Below are 17924 nucleotides of genomic sequence, written 5' to 3' on the forward strand. Positions count from 1 at the left end.
GGCGCCGCGGCATCCTCGCGATGCTCACTGAGGGGCCTTGATCATGTAGCCGACGCCGCGCACCGTGTGCAGCAGCGGCGTGCGGCCCGCATCGATCTTCTTGCGCAGGTAGGAGATGTACAGCTCGACGACGGAGGACTTGCCGCCGAAGTCGTAGCTCCAGACGCGGTCGAGGATCTGCGCCTTCGACAGGACGCGGCGCTCGTTGCGCATGAGGTAGCGCAGCAGCTCGAACTCCGTCGCGGTGAGCTCGATCTCGGTGCCGTCGCGGACCACCTCGTGGCTGTCCTCGTTGAGCGTCAGGTCGGCGACGCGCAGGATCGACTGACCGTCGTCGGCCGTGGCGTGCCCCGTGCGCCGGATGATCGCGCGGAGGCGGGCGATGACCTCCTCCAGGCTGAACGGCTTGGTGACGTAGTCGTCGCCGCCGGCGGTGAGCCCGGCGACGCGATCGCCGACGGCATCCTTCGCGGTCAGGAAGAGCACGGGGACGAGGCTCCCCGACTCGCGCAGCCGCCGCAGCACCGACATGCCGTCGAGGTCGGGCATCATGATGTCGAGCACGAGCGCATCGGGCTCGAACTCGCGTGCGACCTGCAGCGCTTCGAGGCCGGAGGACGCGGTGCGCACCTCCCAGCCCTCCATGCGGAGCGCCATCGCGAGCAGGTCGGTCAGCATCTGCTCGTCGTCGACGGCGAGGATGCGCAGGGGGGAGCCGTCGGGGCGGCGCAGATCGGGATGCACAGTGCTCATGCACCCATTCTGCGGAATCTCCTATGTGATTTCTATGGAGAGCGCTATGTGTTGTCTGGGAGCTCCGGCGCGAGGCGATCCGCCGGGAGCGCGAGGAAGTCGATGCCCTGCTGGAGGGCGAGGCGATCGGCCGCGGCGCCGAGGGGGCCGTCCAGGTGTCCGTTCGCCCTCACGCCGAGGCGCGAGGGCGCCGGGATCGCGTGATGCACGGCGAACTGCCCGCGCGGATCCACGGCGGGATCGAGCACCGCGGCGATCGTGAGGGTAGGGATGCGCAGCCGCCGTGCGGCGATGGCAGCATCGAAGTAGTCGATGACGGGTCGGTGCTCCGGATGCTCGCGCAGCATCCGGCGGACGGCCTCTCCGCTGCCCGTGCACCGCCGGGTGAGGCGGATCGCGTGATGGCCGAAGCTCGGGACGTCGAGGACGGCGCGGCGGAACCGCGGATCCCAGGGGAGGGCCATCGCGCCGATGCCGCCGCCGAAGCTGCTGCCGCTGAAGTCGAGGGCGGGCGCGGCGGACGGCGCGATGTCGAGCAGGATCGTCGCGGCGCGCCAGATGTCGGCGGCGGCGAAGCGGTGCGAGTACGTGTCGCGGTGCGCGATCCCGGCGATCACGTGCTCATCGGGGACGGCGGGGAAGCGGCTGGGCGTGCCGGGGTGCGTGCCGGGGGCGCACGGGAAGATCGCGGCGGTATCCGACGGGACGCGATCGGGATCCGGGGCGGTGCGGCCCCCGTAGCCGTGACCGACGACGAGACCACGGCGGATCGCCAAGGGGTCGAGGGGCAGCATCAGGTAGGCCGCTGCGGATTCGCCCGCGGACGAGGCGAAGGCCAGCGCCGAGACGCGATGCGTGTCGGTCGGGGCGAGCTCGTGCGTCGTCGCCCACTCCACGGTGCCGACGCCGAACTCCTCGTGGGTCGCCGTCCAGAACTCGTCGAAGTCGTCCGGTTCGATCGGCGGAGCCGGCGGCAGGAGCAGAGCGCTCAGTGCGTACTCCGTCAGCTCTTCCGGCGTGTCCTGGGGCACCTGGTGAGTCCTCTCGGGGGTGAGGGCGATCCGACGGCGCCATCGTATCGGCGTGTGGGCATCCGTTGACATTGTCGCATACAGATTGCATCATGTGCATCATGGATTCAATTTCGAACACGGGGCCCGGCGACGACGCCACGCTCTGGAGTCGTCGGGCGGTTCTGCGGATGCTGGTGATCGCCGGGGTGCTGCCTCCGGTCCTCGGGGGCAGCCCGTCATCAGCCTCGGCGTCGATGACGGGCGTCGGAGCCACGGTCACCGGAACCGGCGGGGCCTTTCCCGACGCGCTGCGTCGGCTGACGAAGCCCAACCTGGCACTGACGCAGGTCGCACAGCTCGTGGGGCAGAACCACCGGATGACGTTCCACCATGCCACATGGGACGGCGGGGAAACGATCGTCCGCGACCTCGAGGTCAAGCGGAACGGCGCCTGGCTGCCCATCACCGATCAGGCGCACCGCTTCGACGAGCAGTGGGTCGTGCTGACGGGCACCCTGCCGTCCGGCAGCGCTCCAGAGCTCTACGGACCGCTGGCGACGAGCTGGCTGGGCTTCACGTCGTATCAGGTGCTCGGACCGCAGGCGATCGAGCTCCGCACGAGCACGGACGACGTCGACCTGGTCGTGCGCTGGCGGCTCGAAGGCGACAACCCGGAGGCGCACTACGTGCTGACGGCGAAGACGGCGGGCGACTACATCGTCGGGTACCAGAGTCAGGACACGAGGTCGCTGGACGACGTCGACGAGGTGCTCTGCGGCTCGTACCAGCACGCGCTCTCCGTCCTCGACGGCTCGGCGCCCCTCGGCGCATGGGAGCTCTTCGCGCCGATGGCGCTGACCCAGTACGAGGTCGGCGGGGTCGCGGTCACCTCGGGGCTGTACCTCCCTGCCGAGGTCGCCGAGTTCGTGCACGAGCGTCAGCTCATGTCGGATCGCCAGCCCTACGGCATGAGCCTGCGCAACGACAGCCTCGACGTCGTGCCGAGCATGTACTCCCCGCAACCGGGGCTGCGCACCGCCATGACGGTGGGACAGCAGCGCGGGTTCGCCTTCGGCATCGCCGCCCGCGCCGACACCCTGTACGGCACCTACACCCGGCTGTGCCGCGACGAGTACGGGCTCACCGCGTATCGGCGGAACGTCTACGACCGCTCCCTGACCGACGCCGTGCACTCGATGACCGAGCTCATCGCCATCGAGCCGAACGGCGACGACTCGACCGACTACATCCCGTCGTTCTCCGGCTGGTGGAGCCGGGCCAAGGGATTCGTCGACGTCGAGAACGAGGATGCCGTCCGCACCGCCGCGAGCGGCGTCGTGCTGGCGGCGCACTACCTCACGGGCACGGCGGACAGCACCCTGTACGAGCGGCGAGCGCGACCGCTCATCGAGTACCAGCTCTCCCGCAAGGGCATCGGGCACTCGCCGGTGATCGGCAGCCCCGTGTACAACGACACGACGCAGTACCGGCTGGGCAAGGTCGCCACGGATGCCGTGAACCTCGCGTCCCTCTATCAGCTCACCCACGGGCGCAACGCGTCGATCCAGCGCCTCGCCGTGCAGGCCACGAAGGCCGGCGTCGTCGGGCAGAGCAGGGCGCCCTTCTCGAACGCCCTGGCCACGTACCGGATCACCGGAGACCCCGCGTACCTCGCGGAGGCGAGCCTGATCGGCAAGCGGTACACGCGCGAGCAGATCCTCACCCCGTACCGCAGCAACGGCCAGCCGCCCGGCGGATTCGCCTACAGCTTCTCGAAGTACTGGGTCGACCTGCTCGAGCTGTTCGAGGTCACCGGCGACACGGAGTTCCTCGACGGCGCGTACCGCGAGGCCCAGCGGTTCATCACCCAGACGGCCGTGCGTCCGGTCCCCGATCAGAACGTCACCGTCCCCGACGGTCACGTGATCACTCAGCAGTACGACTGGGAGACGCGCAGCTCGCTCCCGAGCTATCCGACGACGAGCGTCGCGACCGAGACCGTTCCCGCGTGGTACGTCTCGCCGTCAGGACTCACGTTCGAGGCCCTTTCGTCGTTCAAGCTGGGCGTCAGCTCGCTGACCGATCCGGGAGGCGGCTACGTCTTCAACCCCTGCTGGGCCGGGGCGCTGCTCCGGCTCGCGCACCACACCGGTGACGATCTGCTCGCCGATGTGGCGCACAACATGGTGATCGGACGCTTCACGACCTACCCCGGCTACTACGGACGTCAGTTCCAGGTCGCCCACATGAAGCCCGATTTCGCCACGAGCGGGCCCGTCGGGATCACCGGGTACTACTTCCATCACGCCCCCGCGCAGCTGGGGCTCGCGATGGACTACCTCATCAGCGAGAGCTTCTACCGCAGCTCGGGCAGCATCGACTTCCCGCACGTGTTCGAGGCCGACTTCGCGTACTTCAAGTTCTTCGCGTACGGTCACGCCCCCGGGACGTTCTTCGGCGAGACCGGGGTCTGGCCGTACCTCCCCGCGGGTCTCATCTCGCTCGACAACCCCCTGGTCAACTGGATCGGCGGCGTCGGCAACGACGCGCTCTACCTCAGTCTCACCAACTCCGCCGCAGGTGCGCAGCAGGTCGTGGTCGACCTGTCCAGCGACCTCACCGGAATCCCTCGCGGCTCCGCACCCGTCGTCGAACTGGTCGCGGCGGACGGAAGTCGCTCGTCCGTCACGGGGCACAACGGCAGGGTCACGGTCACGGTCCCGGGGCACGGCCTGCTCGCACTCGTCGTGCGCAATGTGACCGTCGAGCGCCCCGCGCTGCCCTCCGACGACATCGTCGACCACGGATCCGACAGCTTCAGCGAGGTCGATTCCGATCCGTCGGGGGAGTACGGGCTCGTCCGCGGGCTGCTGCTGGTGAGGCCGGGCGGGGAGGGGTACGACGCCTACGTCCAGATCGACACCGAGCAGGCGGCCACGCTGAGCTATCGCATCGGCTCGCAGCCCGTGCAGCAGGCGCCGGCCAAGGGCTACCCCTACGAATGGACGATCGGGGTCGACGACCCGACCAAGAGCTTCAGCTACACGGTCACGGCGGGTGGCGTCACCACGTCGGAGGTCACGCTGCGGCTGCCGTCGCGCATCAGCGGCGCGCACTCCGGCGTCGCGGGAGACGTCGTCGCCCAGGCCACGGGGACGGCGGGGGATCGCGTGCCGCTGACGATCGAGGTGCGCAACGCCACGAACGCGGCGATCAGCGGGTCCGTCACGGCGACCCTCCCGACCGGGTGGCAGCTCGAGGGCCCGGTGCCGGCGGTGTCCGTCCCGGCGCACGGCACCGCCCGCGTGGAGGCGGCGGCGGTCATCGCGGCGGCTGCTCCGCTCGGGGAGGTGCAGATCACGGCATCCCTGTCGGTGCCCGGAGGGGCGCCGATCGCTCTGCGTCCGGCTCCCATCGAGGTGATCGACAGGCGCCGCCTCGTGTCGCTGACCTCGGACAAGGAGATCGTGAGCGGTCCCGGCGCCGTCGCCACCCTGACCGCGCTCGTCATCAACACGGGCGTCACCCCGCTGCAGGCGACGCTGTCGCTGTACGGAACCACGGCGTGGAGCATCGCCCAGCGGGATGCCGTCGTGACGGTGCCGCCGCGGTCCGACCTCACGCACTCGTGGACGGTCACGGCGGGACCGACCGTCGCGCCCGGATCGACGATCAGGTTCGAGGCGCGGCTGGATCAGACACTGCGGCGAGGGGTGCTCGTGCGGGTCGCCGACGAGGGCGTGATCGCCCACACGCAGTCCCCGTGGCCCGGGTATCTCGAGGCGGGGCGGTGGTACCCGAGCGGGCTCTCCGGGTGGAACGGCACGCGCACCCGCTACAGCGACGCCGACTCGGTGGGCAGCACGGTCACCTGGAACGCGAACCTGCCGCAGGCGGGGCTCTACCGGGTGTCGGTGTGGTACCCGACGAACCCCACGACCACGACGTCTGCGGCCTACATCGTCCAGCACGAGTCTGGCAGCACGGAGGTGATCGTGGACCAGACCGTCGGCGCCGCGGCCTGGCGCTCGCTGGGGACGTTCCGCTACGGCGCAGGCGCGGTCGGCGTCGTGAAGCTGGAGGTGCGCAACACGAGCATCCACCGCGTGAGCGCGGCGCAGTTCGTCCGGATCGGCGACTGACACGAGAAGGGGGTGCGCCGGGAGAGATCCCGGCGCACCCCTTCTCGTGTGCGTGGTCGGCTGCGCTCAGCTGCGCACGTACCCGCGGACCGCGTCCTCGTCGACCTCGACGCCGAGGCCGGGGCCGGTGGGGACGATGAAGCCGCCGTCGGGCTGCACCTCCAGCGGAGTGGTGAGGATGCGGTTCGCCACCGGAAGCGTGAACGGCTGGTACTCGAACGCGAGCAGGGAGGCGGAGCTCGCCGCGACGTGCACGCCCGCAGCCATCGCGATGCCGAACGCGGCCGAGTGGTGAGGGGCGACCTGGGCGTGGAACGCGTCGGCGACGGCGGCGATCGCGAGACCCTCGGTGATGCCCGTGCGTCCGATGTCGGGCTGCGTGAGCCCGACCGCCCGGCGGCTGAGCCAGTCGGCGAACTCGAAGCGGCTGCGCATCGCCTCGCCCACGGCGATGGGGGTGGCGAGGCTCGCCGCGAGGTCGCGGTGCCCCTCGACGTCCTCCGGAGCCAGCGGCGCCTCGAAGAACCAGGCCCTGCGGTCGTCGAGCTCCCGGCCGAGCGCCTTCGCCTCCCCGAGGCGGTACGTCCAGTGGGCGTCGAGCGCGAGATCGAGGTCAGGGTGCACCGCCTTGATCGCGTCGAAGGTCGCGAGGTCGGTGCGGATGTCGGTGCCGAGGTGCAGCTTGATGCGGCGAACGCCGGCCTCGACGAGCGCGGCGGCCTTGTCGGCGCGCTCCACGTCGTCGTCCCCGCGGATGCCGGAGACGTAGGCGGGCAGGACCTCGGCGAAGCGTCCGCCGGCGAGTTCGGACACGGAGAGTCCGGTCGCGCGCCCCCAGAGGTCCCACAGGGCGATGTCGACCGCCGCCATCGCGTCGGCCTGATGACCGGTGAGGTGGCCGCGCTCGCGCATCGACTCCGTCATGCGGTGCCAGAGCGTCCGCACCGAACGGGGGTCCTCCCCGATGATGAGCGGCGCGAGCAGGCGATCCACGATCGCCGCGGCGACCTCGGGGGCGACGGGGGCGAGCGCCTCTCCCCACCCGACCAGGCCGTCGTCGGTCTCGATCTTCACCATCAGGGTCTCGTAGCCGGGGGAGTACAGGCTCCGCCACGGCGGTCGGATGACGTAGCCGCGATGCGCCACGCCCGTGTCGCCCGCGTAGGAGTCGTCGGCTTCCTCCCTCGACAGGAAGAGCGGGAAGGTCTGCACGCGCGCGATTTTCACAGGGGTCTCCGAAGACAGTCGTGAGGGAAGAGGCCGATGGCGGGTGCCTCGGCGGGGGATTCGAGCGTCGCGGTCGATGCCGCGCCGCGGGTCAGAGCGCGGCGAACGCCGACGCGGAGCGGGAGGGGCTGTAGCCCAGGGCCACGGAGATCTCGTCGGCCGCCTCGATCAGCTGCAGCGCGAGCTCCTGATGGGGTGCGTGCAGATCCAGCACCGAGAGCGGTCCGCTCGCGGAGAGCGCGGCGACGACCTCTCCCGCCCTGTTGCGGATCGGCGCCGCGATGCAGGCGCGGCCGAAGGCGAGCTCCTCGATCTCCGTCGCGTACCCGCGGCTGCGGGTCTCGTCGAGGGCTGTCTGCATGGCGTCGCGGTCGACGATCGTGTGGGGGGTGAAGCGCTGCGGGGACTGCTGGAAGTACTCGTCGACCGCGGCCGACGGCATCCCGGCCAGCAGAGCCTTGCCGAGGCCCGTGGCGTGCAGCGGGCCGGTGCGGCCGGCCATCGCGAACGACTTCGGTGCGAGCGCGCCCTCGAAGTTGCAGAGGTAGGTGAAGGTGAAGCCGCTGAGCTCGGCGACGTTCACGCCGATCTCGATGCGGCGGGCGAGGTTCTGCGCGATCTGCCGGGAGGCGCGGTGGATCGGAGAGCCGTTGAGGGCGATCGTGCCGAGCGCGACCGCAGCGGGGCCGAGGCGGTAGAGGCCGGTGCGTGCGTCCTGCACCACGAACTTCATGCGGTCGAGTGCCGACATCATGCGCGAGACCGTGGACTGGCCGAGGCCCGTCAGCGTGCAGAGCTCGGAGACGCGCAGCTCTCCCGACTCCTCGGTGAAGCATGCGAGCAGCGACATCGCCCGTTCGACGGTCTGGGTGCCTCCCACCGATTCCGATGCCATGTCGACTCCTCCTCCTTGCTGGCGCCGCATCAGCGGCGTCGCGGCTCCACGCCGCTGCCAGTCATCCTAATGAGAGAAGTGGCATCGAGCAAGGCAAATGTGGGTGTCTTATGCATTTTGTGGATTTCGCATCCGCATTGTGGTTGACTAGCCGCACGTCAACGTCGACGACTGTGACGACGACGCGCACGATCCCGTAAGGGATCTTCCCTACTCGAAAGTGAAAGCAATGCCACAAGCCACCCTCGAGCGGCCCGAGACACGCGAACGGGTCGAACCGCGTTCCGGGCGACGCTCGACGCTGGGCGCGAAGGATCGCACCTTCGGATTCATGATCGCACTTCCCGCGGTCCTGCTGTTCCTCGTGATCGCGATCTTCCCGCTCGTGTCGAGCATCGGCACGAGCCTGTACGACCAGTCGCTCCTCCGCCCGGAGCGGACCTTCGTCGGGTTCGACAACTACGTCGCGGTGTGGGACGAGTTCGTCGCCCGGCTGGGCACCACCCTCGTCTTCTCGTCGCTCTCCACGATCTTCCCCCTCGTGCTGGGCGTCGCGCTCGCGATCCTGCTCAACTCCCGCCTCCGCGGACGCAACATCCTCCGCGGCGCGCTCATGCTCCCGTGGCTGCTGCCCGGCGTCGTGGTGTCCTTCCTCTGGGCCTGGATCTTCAACGACAGCTACGGCGTGGTCAACCACGTGCTCGCCGTCTTCGGTCTTCCCGAGATCAGCATGCTCGGCAACCCCGTCGGCGCCATGGCCGCGGTCATCATCGCGAAGACCTGGCACTCGTTCCCCTGGATCATGGTCGTCGCGCTCGCCGTGCTCCAGACGCTCCCCAGCGAGCAGATCGAGGCGGCCACGATCGACGGCGCCACGCGGTCGCAGCGATTCCGCTACATCTCGCTCCCGCACATCGCCGGTCCCGTCGCCCTCGTCGCAGTGCTGGAGTTCATCTACAACTTCGGCAACTTCGACACGATCTTCGTGATGACCGGCGGTGGCCCCGGCGACTCGACGACCACCCTGGCGCTCAGCCTCTATCAGCTCGCGTTCGGCAGCTACGAACTCGGCAAGGCCTCCGCGATGGGCGCCCTCTGGCTCGTCCTCCTCGCGATCATCTCGAGCGGGTACCTGCTCCTCAACCGACGACTGGAGAAGTGATGAGCCGCAGCCGCGACATCGGAGAGTCGATCATCCGCCCCCGCCTCTCGCTCCCCGGACGCATCGGCCTCGTGCTGCTCGCGCTGTTCGGACTGCTGCCGATCTACTGGCTCACCGCCACGGCGTTCACGAAGAAGGAGGACGTCTTCGCGCAGGACCGTCCGTTCTTCCCGGTCGATCCGACGTTCGAGAACTTCATCGGCTTCTTCCAGAACGATGCGCTGATCAAGAACCTCGGCAACAGCGTGGTGGTCTCGACCGGCACCGCGGTGCTGGCCGTCCTGGTCGGCGGGCTCATGGCCTACTCGCTCTCCAAGTTCCGCTACCGCGGGCGCAACGCGATCATGTTCATGTTCCTCATCGGGCAGCTCATCCCCGGAGCGCTGCTGCTGATCTCCCTCTACCTGATGCTCAGCTCCGCCGGGCTGCTCTACACCTACACGGGTCTGATCATCTCGTTCACGACGTTCACACTCCCGCTCACGGTGTTCCTGCTCAAGGGCATCATCGACGGGCTGCCGGACGACATCCTCGAGGCCGCGAAGGTCGACGGACTCTCGCGCACGGGGACCATGTTCCGCATCGTGTTCCCCCTCGTCGTGCCGGGGCTCATCACCGCCGCGATGTTCGCCTTCATGCGGGGCTGGAGCGATCTGCTCTTCGCACTCACCCTCGCCGGACCGGACAAGCAGACCCTGCCCGCGGGGCTCACGCAGGCGTTCATCCGCGAGGGGACGGCCGACTGGCCGGCGCTGATGGCGGCATCGCTCATCACGTCCCTTCCCCTCGTGATCATCTTCGTCCTCCTCCAGCGCTACTTCGTCTCCGGCCTCGCCGCCGGAGCGGTGAAGGGATAGCGCCGCCATGACCATCTCGACCCGAACAACTCGATGAAGGAGCAGTCTCCATGACCATCACGAACACGCAGCTGAGCCGCCGTGCCTTCCTCGGCGGAAGCACAGCCCTGGTCGCCCTCGGCGCCCTCACCCTCGCGGGCTGCGCCACCCCCGCCGGTCCCGGCTCCGTCACCGCGACGAACGCGGCGACGAAGGCGAAGACCATCAACTTCTACGGCAACTCCCTCGGTGAGGAGGCGCTCAAGCCCGCGTGGCAGGGCATCCTCGACGGGTTCTCGTCGAAGGCCGGCGTGAAGGTGGCACCGGTCATCTACCCGTACGACCAGGCCGCGACGCAGCTCGCCCTCACCGGACGCTCCGGCAAGCTCCTCGGCGTCGGGCAGTCGGGCGGATGGCAGGTGCTCACCCCGATGAACGTGCTCGCCGACCTCACCGACCTCGCCAAGGGCCTCGGCATCCCGCAGGGCGTGCTGGACTCGTACACGATGGACGGCAAGCTGCTCGTCCTGCCGCTGACGGCGGCCGGCATCGGCCTCATCACCAACGGCGAGATCGCGAAGAGCGTCGGGATCACCTCCGGCATGTCCGTCGAGAAGTTCGCGACGGCGCTCGAGAAGATCAAGTCCCAGGACTCCTCGCTCATCCCGTACGCCGCGGTGACCAAGGCCTCGGAGCTGAAGGATGCCGTGCACTGGATGTGGGGGTTCGGCAGCGATGTCGTGACCGATGACCTCGTCTGCACGCTCGGCGACGCGGAGAGCGTCAAGGCGATCACCTGGTACAAGTCCCTGCAGGACGACGGCCTCACACAGACCAACGTGGCGCGCAGCGATGCCCGCATCCTGTTCGCCAGCGGCAGGACGGCCCTGTACGACGACGCGCCCCTCGCGTCGACCTTCGTGAAGACCAACGGCGGGGCGCAGAACATCGTCGACAACATCGGCGCGATCTCCCGTCCGACCGTCGGCAGCAAGAAGTCGTACAACCGGGCGTGGGGCAGCGGCCTCTTCGCGAGTGCGGGTGAGGGCGAGCTCACGAGCCGCGAGTTCATCACCTACGCCGCGACCAACGTGAAGGCGGCGACGGCGCTGTACGAGCGGTCGGCCGTAGCGCCGGCGGCGAAGACGGTCGCCGACCAGATCCCCGCTCTCGCCGCCGACAAGTTCCAGGCGGCGTTCCGGACCGAGGTCTCCGAGCACGCGCGAGGCGCTGCGTGGGATCGCGTGGCCGTGACCGCGCAGATCGACGCCGCGATCGGCGGTGGCATCGCCACGATCCTCGCCGGCCAGGTCGACGTGCAGGCCGGCCTCAACGCTCTGAAGAAGGAGGTGCAGGGGCTGCTCGACTCCAACAAGTAGCAGCCACCGCACACGAATGCCCCGCCGGATTCTCCGGCGGGGCATTCGTCGTCTCGATGTGAGGAGTGAGGTCTCAGAGCCAGCGCTCGCGCAGCACGGGCTTGAGCCACGCGGCGGGGGAGGAGATGGAGAGACCGCCGTCGACCGCGATCGAGGCGCCGGTCACGAACGACGCGGCGTCGGATGCGAGGAACGCGACGACGGAGGCGACCTCCTCCGGTCTGCCGATCCGTCCGAGCGGGTAGCCCTCGCTCTCTCCGGTGTCGATCGCGGAGATGCTGCCGGGCTCGACCGCGTTGACGCGGATGCCCTGGGGGCCGTACTCGAGGGCCAGCTGACGCACGAGGCCGGCCACGCCGGCTTTGGCCGCCGCGTACGCGGGCAGGCCAGGCGCGGCGAGGGAGGCGTTCACGGACGTGACGGCGACGATCGCCGCGCCGCGAGCGAGATGCGGGAGCGCCGCGCGAGCGACGAAGAACGCGGAGTCGAGGGTCGCGCCCAGCGCCCCGCGCCAGTCGTCGTCGCTCGTCGAGTGCGCGGGGCTGACCGGCATCCGTCCTGCGGCGAGCACGACCACGTCGAGGCCGTCCAGCGCCTGCACGGCGTCTGCGACAGCGGTGTCCGCGGCCTCGGGCCGACTGCAGTCGGCGACGAGGTAGCGGGCGAAGACCGGATCGTCGGAGGGCTCGAGGCCGACGCCGACGACGGCGTCGCCGTCGGACGCGAACGCGCGCGCGATCGCGAGGCCGATGTCGGAGCTGGCGCCGATGAGCAGGACGCCGCGGCCGCTCACACGCGCACCGCTGACGGGACGGCGGGAAGAGCGAGCTCCTCGATCACGAGGTCGACCGCGGCGCGGCTGCCCTCGTCGAGTCGCGATGCCGGGTACCGCACGGTCGCGTGCTCGATGATGCCGCGCGCGACGAGGATCTCCTTGTGCACCGCCCACGCGATGCCGCCCTGCAGTCCGATGAGCACGAGAGGGAGCATACGACGGAAGCCGGCGCGCGCCTCGTCGACGCGCCCCGCGACGAAGTCGGCGAGCACAGGGCCGAGCAGATCGGGGAACTCGCACGCCGGCATGGTGCCGACGGCGCCGCGGGCGTACTCCTCCAGGCAGAACTGGGCGTTCTGCCCGCCGAGCACGGCGAAGTCGGCGTCGCCGATCGCCTCGACGACGGCGCCCACCTTGGGGGCCGTGGGCGGAGCCTCGACCTTGACCGAGTCGACGTTGTCGAGGCGCGCGAGCTGCGCGATGAGCGCGGGCGGCATGACGACGCCGGTGACGCCGGGGGCGTCCTGCACCATGACCGACAGCGATGTCGCCGCGGCGACATCGCCGTAGAAGTCGACGAGGGTCGCCGCGGGGGGCTTGACCATGAACGGCGGGAGGACCATGAGGGCGTGAGCGCCCCCCTCCTCGGCCAGGAGCGCCTGCTCGATCGAGGTGGCCGTCGAGGTGCCGTTCACGCCGGCGATGACGGGGACGTGCCCGTCGACGACCTCGACGACGTCGGCGAGGATGGTGCGCCGCTCGTCGGTCGTGAGGGCGAACCCCTCGCTGGCCATCCCGAAGACGGCGACGCCGTCGACCTCGGAGGCGAGCTGGAACTCGACCAGGCGTCGGAGGCCCGGCCGGTCGAGCGCGCCCGATTCGTCGAACGGGGTCGCCAGGATCGGCATCAAGCCGTGGAGTGTCGGAGGCATTGGCCAGTTCCCTGCTTTCGCAATCGGAGTCTCGCATTCACGCAAGCGTTATGCACATTGTGAGATAGTCTGCCATATAACGGTTATGGACTACCACTGAAAGCTGGCCCCGATGTCGCGTTCCCCCCGCTCACGCCGTGTCGAGATCCTCTCCGAGGAACGCTACGTTCAGGCGGAGTCCCCGCGCTGGGACGCGCGCGACGGAACCTTGGCGTGGATCGACATGTCGACCGGCAGGTTCCATCGCGGCAGCATCGCCGACGGCAGGGTCGTGGCCGGCCCCTCCGTCGTCGTCGGCGCCCAGATCGGCGCTCCCGCTCCGCTCGCCGATGCGGGAGCGGGGTGGGCGGTCGCCGTCGACCGCGGACTCGTCCACGTTGGGGACGACGGGTCGGTCGTCCCGCTGATCGCCGACCTCGCCGCACCCGGCGACTACATGAACGACGGCGGGTGCGACCCCGCCGGACGCTTCTGGGTGGGCAGTCAGTCGATGCCCCGCGACCCGCACTGCGCGCTGTGGAGCATCGACGCCGAGGGCGTCGCCACCGAGAGGCTCGGCGGGGTCACCGTGTCCAACGGGCTCGTCTTCGACGACTCCGGTTCGACGCTCTACTACATCGACACGCTGCCCCATCGCAGCATCGAGGCCTTCGACGTCGCCCCGGACGGGCGGCTCTCCGGACGGCGCACCGTGTGCCGCGTCGACGGCGGCAACCCCGACGGCATGACCATCGACGAGGAGGGCATGCTCTGGGTCGCGGTCTGGGATGCCGCAGAAGTGCGTCGTTACTCTCCCGCGGGGCGGCTCGTGGAGACGATCGAGCTCCCCGCGAAGCGACCGACCGCCGTCGCCCTCGTCGACCGACTCCTCGTGATCACGACGGCGAGCGTGGGGCTGGAGCATCCATCGACCGCGGACGGCGCGCTGCTGGGTGTCGAGGTCGATGCTCCCGGCGCGCCCGCGCTGCCGTGGCGCGGGCGGCATCCGCGTCCATAGGCTTCCCATCGGGCGTCCCTCAGGTCCCCATAGCGGTGGTGCATACCGTCATCCTCACCCGCGAAATCGCGCGGAGGAAGGAGACACATGTACGGGACATATCTGCGGCGCGAACTGGCGGGCCGCAAGAGACAGACGCTGATCGTCGCCATCGGCCTGGCGATCGCCATCGGCCTGGTGATCGTCGTCAACGCGCTCACCACGGGAGTCCGCGATGCGCAGGCCCAGGCGCTGGAGTCGGTGTACGGGGTCGGCACCGACCTCACCGTGACCGGCGCCGCAGCAGAGCCGGGGGAGGGCGGACCCCAGCGCTTCGACTTCGGCGCTGACGACGGCAGCACAGACGGAGAGACGACGACCCTCAGTCGCTCGACGCTGCGGACCGACTTCATGCGCGGCACGCTGGAGAGCTCGGTGCTCGACACGGTGTCCTCGACGAAGGGCGTTGCCGGGGCATCCGCGGCGCTCAGCCTGACCGACTCCACGTTCACGGGCGAGATGCCGAGCGGAGGATTCTCTCCGCAGGGCGGCCAGAGTGCCCCCCAGGAGGGCGAGACCGCCCCGCAGGGCGGCGCAGACGGATCGGGCGGCGGCTCGTTCGGAATCGACTCGTTCTCCGTGCTGGGGATCGACCCGGGGACGGCATCCGTCGGACCGCTCGCCTCGGTCGAAGTCAGCGACGGCCGCGCCTTCACCAGCGGCGATGCGGGGGCGCTCGTCGCGCTCGTCGATGCGACCTACGCGGCGACGAACGAGATCGCCGTCGGCGGCACGATCGACGTCGCCGGCTCGACCGTGCAGGTCGTCGGCATCGTCGCCTCGACCTCCGACACCGCCGACACCGCGGCGAACGTCTATCTGCCGCTCGACACCGCGCAGGAGCTCTCCGGCGCGGGCGACGTCGTCTCGACGATCTACGTGCAGGCCGACTCCGCATCGGGGATCGATGCGGTGCAGACGGCGCTGACGAAGGAGCTGCCCGATGCGACGGTCACCTCGCAGTCCGAGCTCGCCTCCACCGTGTCCGCGTCGCTCTCGAGCGCGACCTCGCTGATCACGAACCTCGGCACGTGGCTGTCGGTCATCGTGCTCGCGGTGGCTGTGCTCATCTCCGTGCTGCTCACGCTCTCCGGCGTCTCGCGACGCACACGGGAGTTCGGCACGCTCAAGGCGATCGGCTGGTCCAACGGCAGGGTCGTCCGTCAGGTCGCCGGGGAGTCGATGCTCCAGGGGCTGATCGGCGGCGCGGCGGGCCTCGTCCTCGGCATCGCGGGGATCGTGCTCATCAACGTGCTGAAGCCGACGGTCGCCGCCTCGAGCGGCGGTGCACAGGGCGGTCCCGGGGGTCAGGGCGGCCCCACGGGAGGCGGCATGTTCCAGGTGCAGCAGGCGGCGGACATCGTGCTCCAGGCGCCGTTCACCCCCTGGGTGTTCGCCGCCGCGGTGGGCCTCGCCGTCCTCGGTGGACTGGTCGCCGGCGCCTTCGGAGGATGGCGGGCCGCACGGCTCAGCCCGGCCGAGGCACTGCGCTCGGTCGCATGACCGACTCATACGGACAAGGAGAATCAGACATGAGCATCGCAGAAGCAGTGCACTCGGCGGAGGACACGGAACCAGGGGTTCCGCTCTACCAGGCGGAGGGTCTCACCCGCACCTACGCGCAGAAGGGGCGCACGGTCACCGCAGTGACCGGCGTCGACCTCGCCATCATGCCGGGCGAGTTCGTCACGATCCAGGGGCCGACGGGCGGAGGGAAGTCGACGCTCCTGCAGCTCCTCGGCGCTCTCGACCGGCCGTCATCCGGATCGCTCCGATTCGGCGGAGCGGAGCTCGCCCGTGCGTCCGCGCGCGAGCTCAATCGGATTCGCGCCGAGGAGATCGGGTTCGTGTTCCAGGGTTTCAACCTGATCCCGACGCTCACCGCGTCGGAGAACGTGAACATGGCGCTGGAGCCGTTGTCGCTCGGACGAGCGGAGCGGGAGTCGCGGGTCGCCGCCGCGCTCGCCCACGTCGGCCTCGACGACCGGGGTAGTCACCTGCCGACCGAGCTCTCCGGGGGACAGCAGCAGCGGGTCGCGATCGCCAGGGCCATCGTCAAGCGCCCACGGGTGCTGCTGGCCGACGAGCCGACGGGCAATCTGGACGAGAGCATGAGGGACGAGATCCTCACGCTGCTGGAGAACCTGTGCGCCGAGGGCATCACGATGATCGTGGTCACCCACGATTCGGCCGTGGCCCGTCGGGCGACGCGGCGGCTGCGTCTGGCGAACGGACGCGTGCAGGACATCACGCGCTGAGCAGATGACGAAGGCCCCGGCGGTGAGCCGGGGCCTTCGTCATGGTGTCGGACGCGCTCAGTGCGTGTCTTCCGCCTCGATCTCGGTGCGGTCGCCCGACCACAGAGTGTGGAAGGTGCCGGGCTTGTCGATGCGCTTGTAGGTGTGCGCGCCGAAGAAGTCGCGCTGGCCCTGCACGAGGGCGGCCGGCAGGCGGTCGGCCCGGATGCCGTCGTAGTACGACAGCGACGAGGAGAACGCGGGAGCGGGGATACCGGCCTCGGCGGCGGCGACGACCACGCGGCGCCACGCCGCCTGGGCGCGACCGAAGACCTCGGCGAAGTACGGCGCCGTCATCAGCACGGGCAGACCGGGCTCGGCGTCGTAGGCGTCGGCGATGCGGTTGAGGAACTGCGCGCGGATGATGCAGCCGCCGCGCCAGATCTTGGAGATGGCGCCGAGGTCGATCTTCCAGTCGTACTCCGCTGCACCGGCGCGGATCTCGTCGAAGCCCTGCGAGTAGGCGACGATCTTCGACGCGTACAGCGCGAGGCGCACGTCCTCGATGAACGCCTCCTGGTCGGCGACGGCGAACTCCTCGTCGGGGCCGGGGAGGGCGGATGCCACGGCGCGCTGCTCGGGGTGCGAGGACAGCGAGCGGGCGAAGGTGGCCTCGGCGATGCCAGAGACCGGGACGCCGAGCGAGAGGGCCGTCTGCACGGTCCATGCGCCGGTGCCCTTCGCGCCCGCCTGGTCGACGATGACGTCGACCAGCGGCTCGCCGGTGGCGGCGTCGATCTGGCGCAGCACCTCGGCGGTGATCTCGATCAGGTAGCTCTCCAGCTCGCCCTTGTTCCACTCGGCGAAGATCTCGGCGATCTCGGCCGGCGACTTGCCCGTGCCGCGGCGGATGAGGTCGTACGCCTCGGCGATGAGCTGCATGTCGGCGTACTCGATGCCGTTGTGCACCATTTTGACGAAGTGGCCGGCGCCGTCGTGGCCGACGTGCGTGACGCACGGCTCGCCCTCGGCGACGGCGGCGATCGACTTCAGGATCGGGCCGAGGGTCACCCACGACTCGTCGGAACCGCCGGGCATGATCGACGGGCCCAGGAGTGCACCCTCCTCACCGCCGGAGATACCGGCGCCGACGAAGTTGATGCCGGTCTCGCGGACGGCCTTCTCGCGGCGGATCGTGTCGGGGAAGAAGGCGTTGCCGCCGTCGACGATGATGTCGCCGGGCTCGAAGACCGAGACCAGGGAGTCGATCACGGCATCCGTCGGGCCGCCGGCCTTGACCATGATGATCGCGGTGCGCGGCTTCTGCAGAGAGTCCGCGAACTCCTGGTAGGTGGAGGCCGGGATGAAGCCCGCCTCCGGGTGCGCGTCGAGCACGGACTGCGTCTTCTCGTAGCTGCGGTTGAAGATCGCCACGGTGTTGCCCTCGCGGCTCGCGAGGTTGCGGGCGAGGTTCGAACCCATGACGGCGAGTCCGACGACTCCGATGTTCGCTGATGCTTCGGGCACAGAGGGCTCC

14 protein-coding genes are annotated in these 17924 nt (G+C 69.8%); 7 read left to right on the forward strand and 7 right to left on the reverse strand.

Features of this window, described 5'->3' with window-relative positions:
- Positions 1-24: 24 nt before the first annotated feature.
- Together MRBLWH10_RS03705 and MRBLWH10_RS03710 are read right to left on the reverse strand one after the other, a co-directional pair.
- Positions 25-753 carry a response regulator transcription factor gene (locus MRBLWH10_RS03705; RefSeq protein WP_105672248.1) on the reverse strand — a complete coding sequence of 243 codons (729 nt, stop codon included), beginning with the start codon at positions 751-753 and terminating at the stop codon, positions 25-27.
- 44 nt (positions 754-797) lie between these two features.
- Positions 798-1784 carry an acetylxylan esterase gene (locus MRBLWH10_RS03710; protein ID WP_341941672.1) on the reverse strand — a complete coding sequence of 329 codons (987 nt, stop codon included), beginning with the start codon at positions 1782-1784 and terminating at the stop codon, positions 798-800.
- Positions 1785-1885: 101 nt separating this feature from the next.
- On the opposite strand from MRBLWH10_RS03710, the gene MRBLWH10_RS03715 reads away from it, so the two are divergent.
- Positions 1886-5908: a hypothetical protein gene (locus MRBLWH10_RS03715; protein WP_341941673.1), complete on the forward strand. Its 4023-nt coding sequence runs from the start codon at positions 1886-1888 to the stop codon at positions 5906-5908.
- A gap of 66 nt (positions 5909-5974) precedes the next feature.
- Here the strand turns inward: MRBLWH10_RS03715 and MRBLWH10_RS03720 are convergent, their stop codons facing one another.
- Together MRBLWH10_RS03720 and MRBLWH10_RS03725 are read right to left on the reverse strand one after the other, a co-directional pair.
- Complete coding sequence (locus MRBLWH10_RS03720) at positions 5975-7135, reverse strand: mandelate racemase/muconate lactonizing enzyme family protein (protein WP_341941674.1); 1161 nt, start codon at positions 7133-7135, stop codon at positions 5975-5977.
- Between the two features lie 91 nt (positions 7136-7226).
- Positions 7227-8030: an IclR family transcriptional regulator gene (locus MRBLWH10_RS03725; RefSeq protein ID WP_105672244.1), complete on the reverse strand. Its 804-nt coding sequence runs from the start codon at positions 8028-8030 to the stop codon at positions 7227-7229.
- 331 nt (positions 8031-8361) lie between these two features.
- On the opposite strand from MRBLWH10_RS03725, the gene MRBLWH10_RS03730 reads away from it, so the two are divergent.
- From MRBLWH10_RS03730 to MRBLWH10_RS03740, 3 genes are read left to right on the forward strand one after another with little or no spacing between them, the layout of a single operon-like run.
- Positions 8362-9192 carry a sugar ABC transporter permease gene (locus MRBLWH10_RS03730; protein WP_223586148.1) on the forward strand — a complete coding sequence of 277 codons (831 nt, stop codon included), beginning with the start codon at positions 8362-8364 and terminating at the stop codon, positions 9190-9192.
- Positions 9192-10049, forward strand: a complete 858-nt coding sequence (locus tag MRBLWH10_RS03735) for a carbohydrate ABC transporter permease (protein ID WP_105672242.1) — start codon at positions 9192-9194, stop codon at positions 10047-10049. Before MRBLWH10_RS03730 ends, MRBLWH10_RS03735 begins: the two co-directional genes overlap by 1 nt.
- A gap of 50 nt (positions 10050-10099) precedes the next feature.
- Positions 10100-11407 (forward strand): hypothetical protein, encoded by a 1308-nt coding sequence (locus MRBLWH10_RS03740; RefSeq protein ID WP_105672241.1) that lies wholly within the window; start codon positions 10100-10102, stop codon positions 11405-11407.
- A gap of 73 nt (positions 11408-11480) precedes the next feature.
- Here MRBLWH10_RS03740 and MRBLWH10_RS03745 read toward each other — a convergent pair whose 3' ends face one another.
- Together MRBLWH10_RS03745 and MRBLWH10_RS03750 are read right to left on the reverse strand one after the other, a co-directional pair.
- On the reverse strand, positions 11481-12200 hold the full coding sequence (locus tag MRBLWH10_RS03745) for an SDR family oxidoreductase (RefSeq protein ID WP_341941675.1): 720 nt from the start codon (positions 12198-12200) through the stop codon (positions 11481-11483).
- Entirely contained in the window at positions 12197-13114 is a 918-nt protein-coding gene (locus MRBLWH10_RS03750) for a dihydrodipicolinate synthase family protein (protein WP_105672239.1), read from the reverse strand. Before MRBLWH10_RS03750 ends, MRBLWH10_RS03745 begins: the two co-directional genes overlap by 4 nt.
- A 112-nt stretch (positions 13115-13226) precedes the next feature.
- Between MRBLWH10_RS03750 and MRBLWH10_RS03755 the strand changes: the two genes are divergently transcribed.
- From MRBLWH10_RS03755 to MRBLWH10_RS03765, 3 genes are all read left to right on the forward strand, one after another.
- Entirely contained in the window at positions 13227-14111 is an 885-nt protein-coding gene (locus MRBLWH10_RS03755) for an SMP-30/gluconolactonase/LRE family protein (RefSeq protein WP_341941676.1), read from the forward strand.
- An 87-nt stretch (positions 14112-14198) separates the two neighbouring features.
- Positions 14199-15653 (forward strand): FtsX-like permease family protein, encoded by a 1455-nt coding sequence (locus MRBLWH10_RS03760; protein WP_341941677.1) that lies wholly within the window; start codon positions 14199-14201, stop codon positions 15651-15653.
- A gap of 29 nt (positions 15654-15682) precedes the next feature.
- Entirely contained in the window at positions 15683-16408 is a 726-nt protein-coding gene (locus MRBLWH10_RS03765) for an ABC transporter ATP-binding protein (RefSeq protein ID WP_341941678.1), read from the forward strand.
- Positions 16409-16465: 57 nt separating this feature from the next.
- On the opposite strand, the gene gndA is transcribed toward MRBLWH10_RS03765, so the two are convergent.
- The gene (gene gndA / locus MRBLWH10_RS03770; protein ID WP_105672235.1) at positions 16466-17914 is read right to left on the reverse strand and encodes an NADP-dependent phosphogluconate dehydrogenase; all 1449 of its coding nucleotides are present in this window, start codon (positions 17912-17914) and stop codon (positions 16466-16468) included.
- Positions 17915-17924: the final 10 nt, after the last annotated feature.

Origin of the sequence: Microbacterium sp. LWH10-1.2 (genome assembly GCF_038397765.1) — a bacterium.
GTDB lineage: Bacteria > Actinomycetota > Actinomycetes > Actinomycetales > Microbacteriaceae > Microbacterium > Microbacterium natoriense.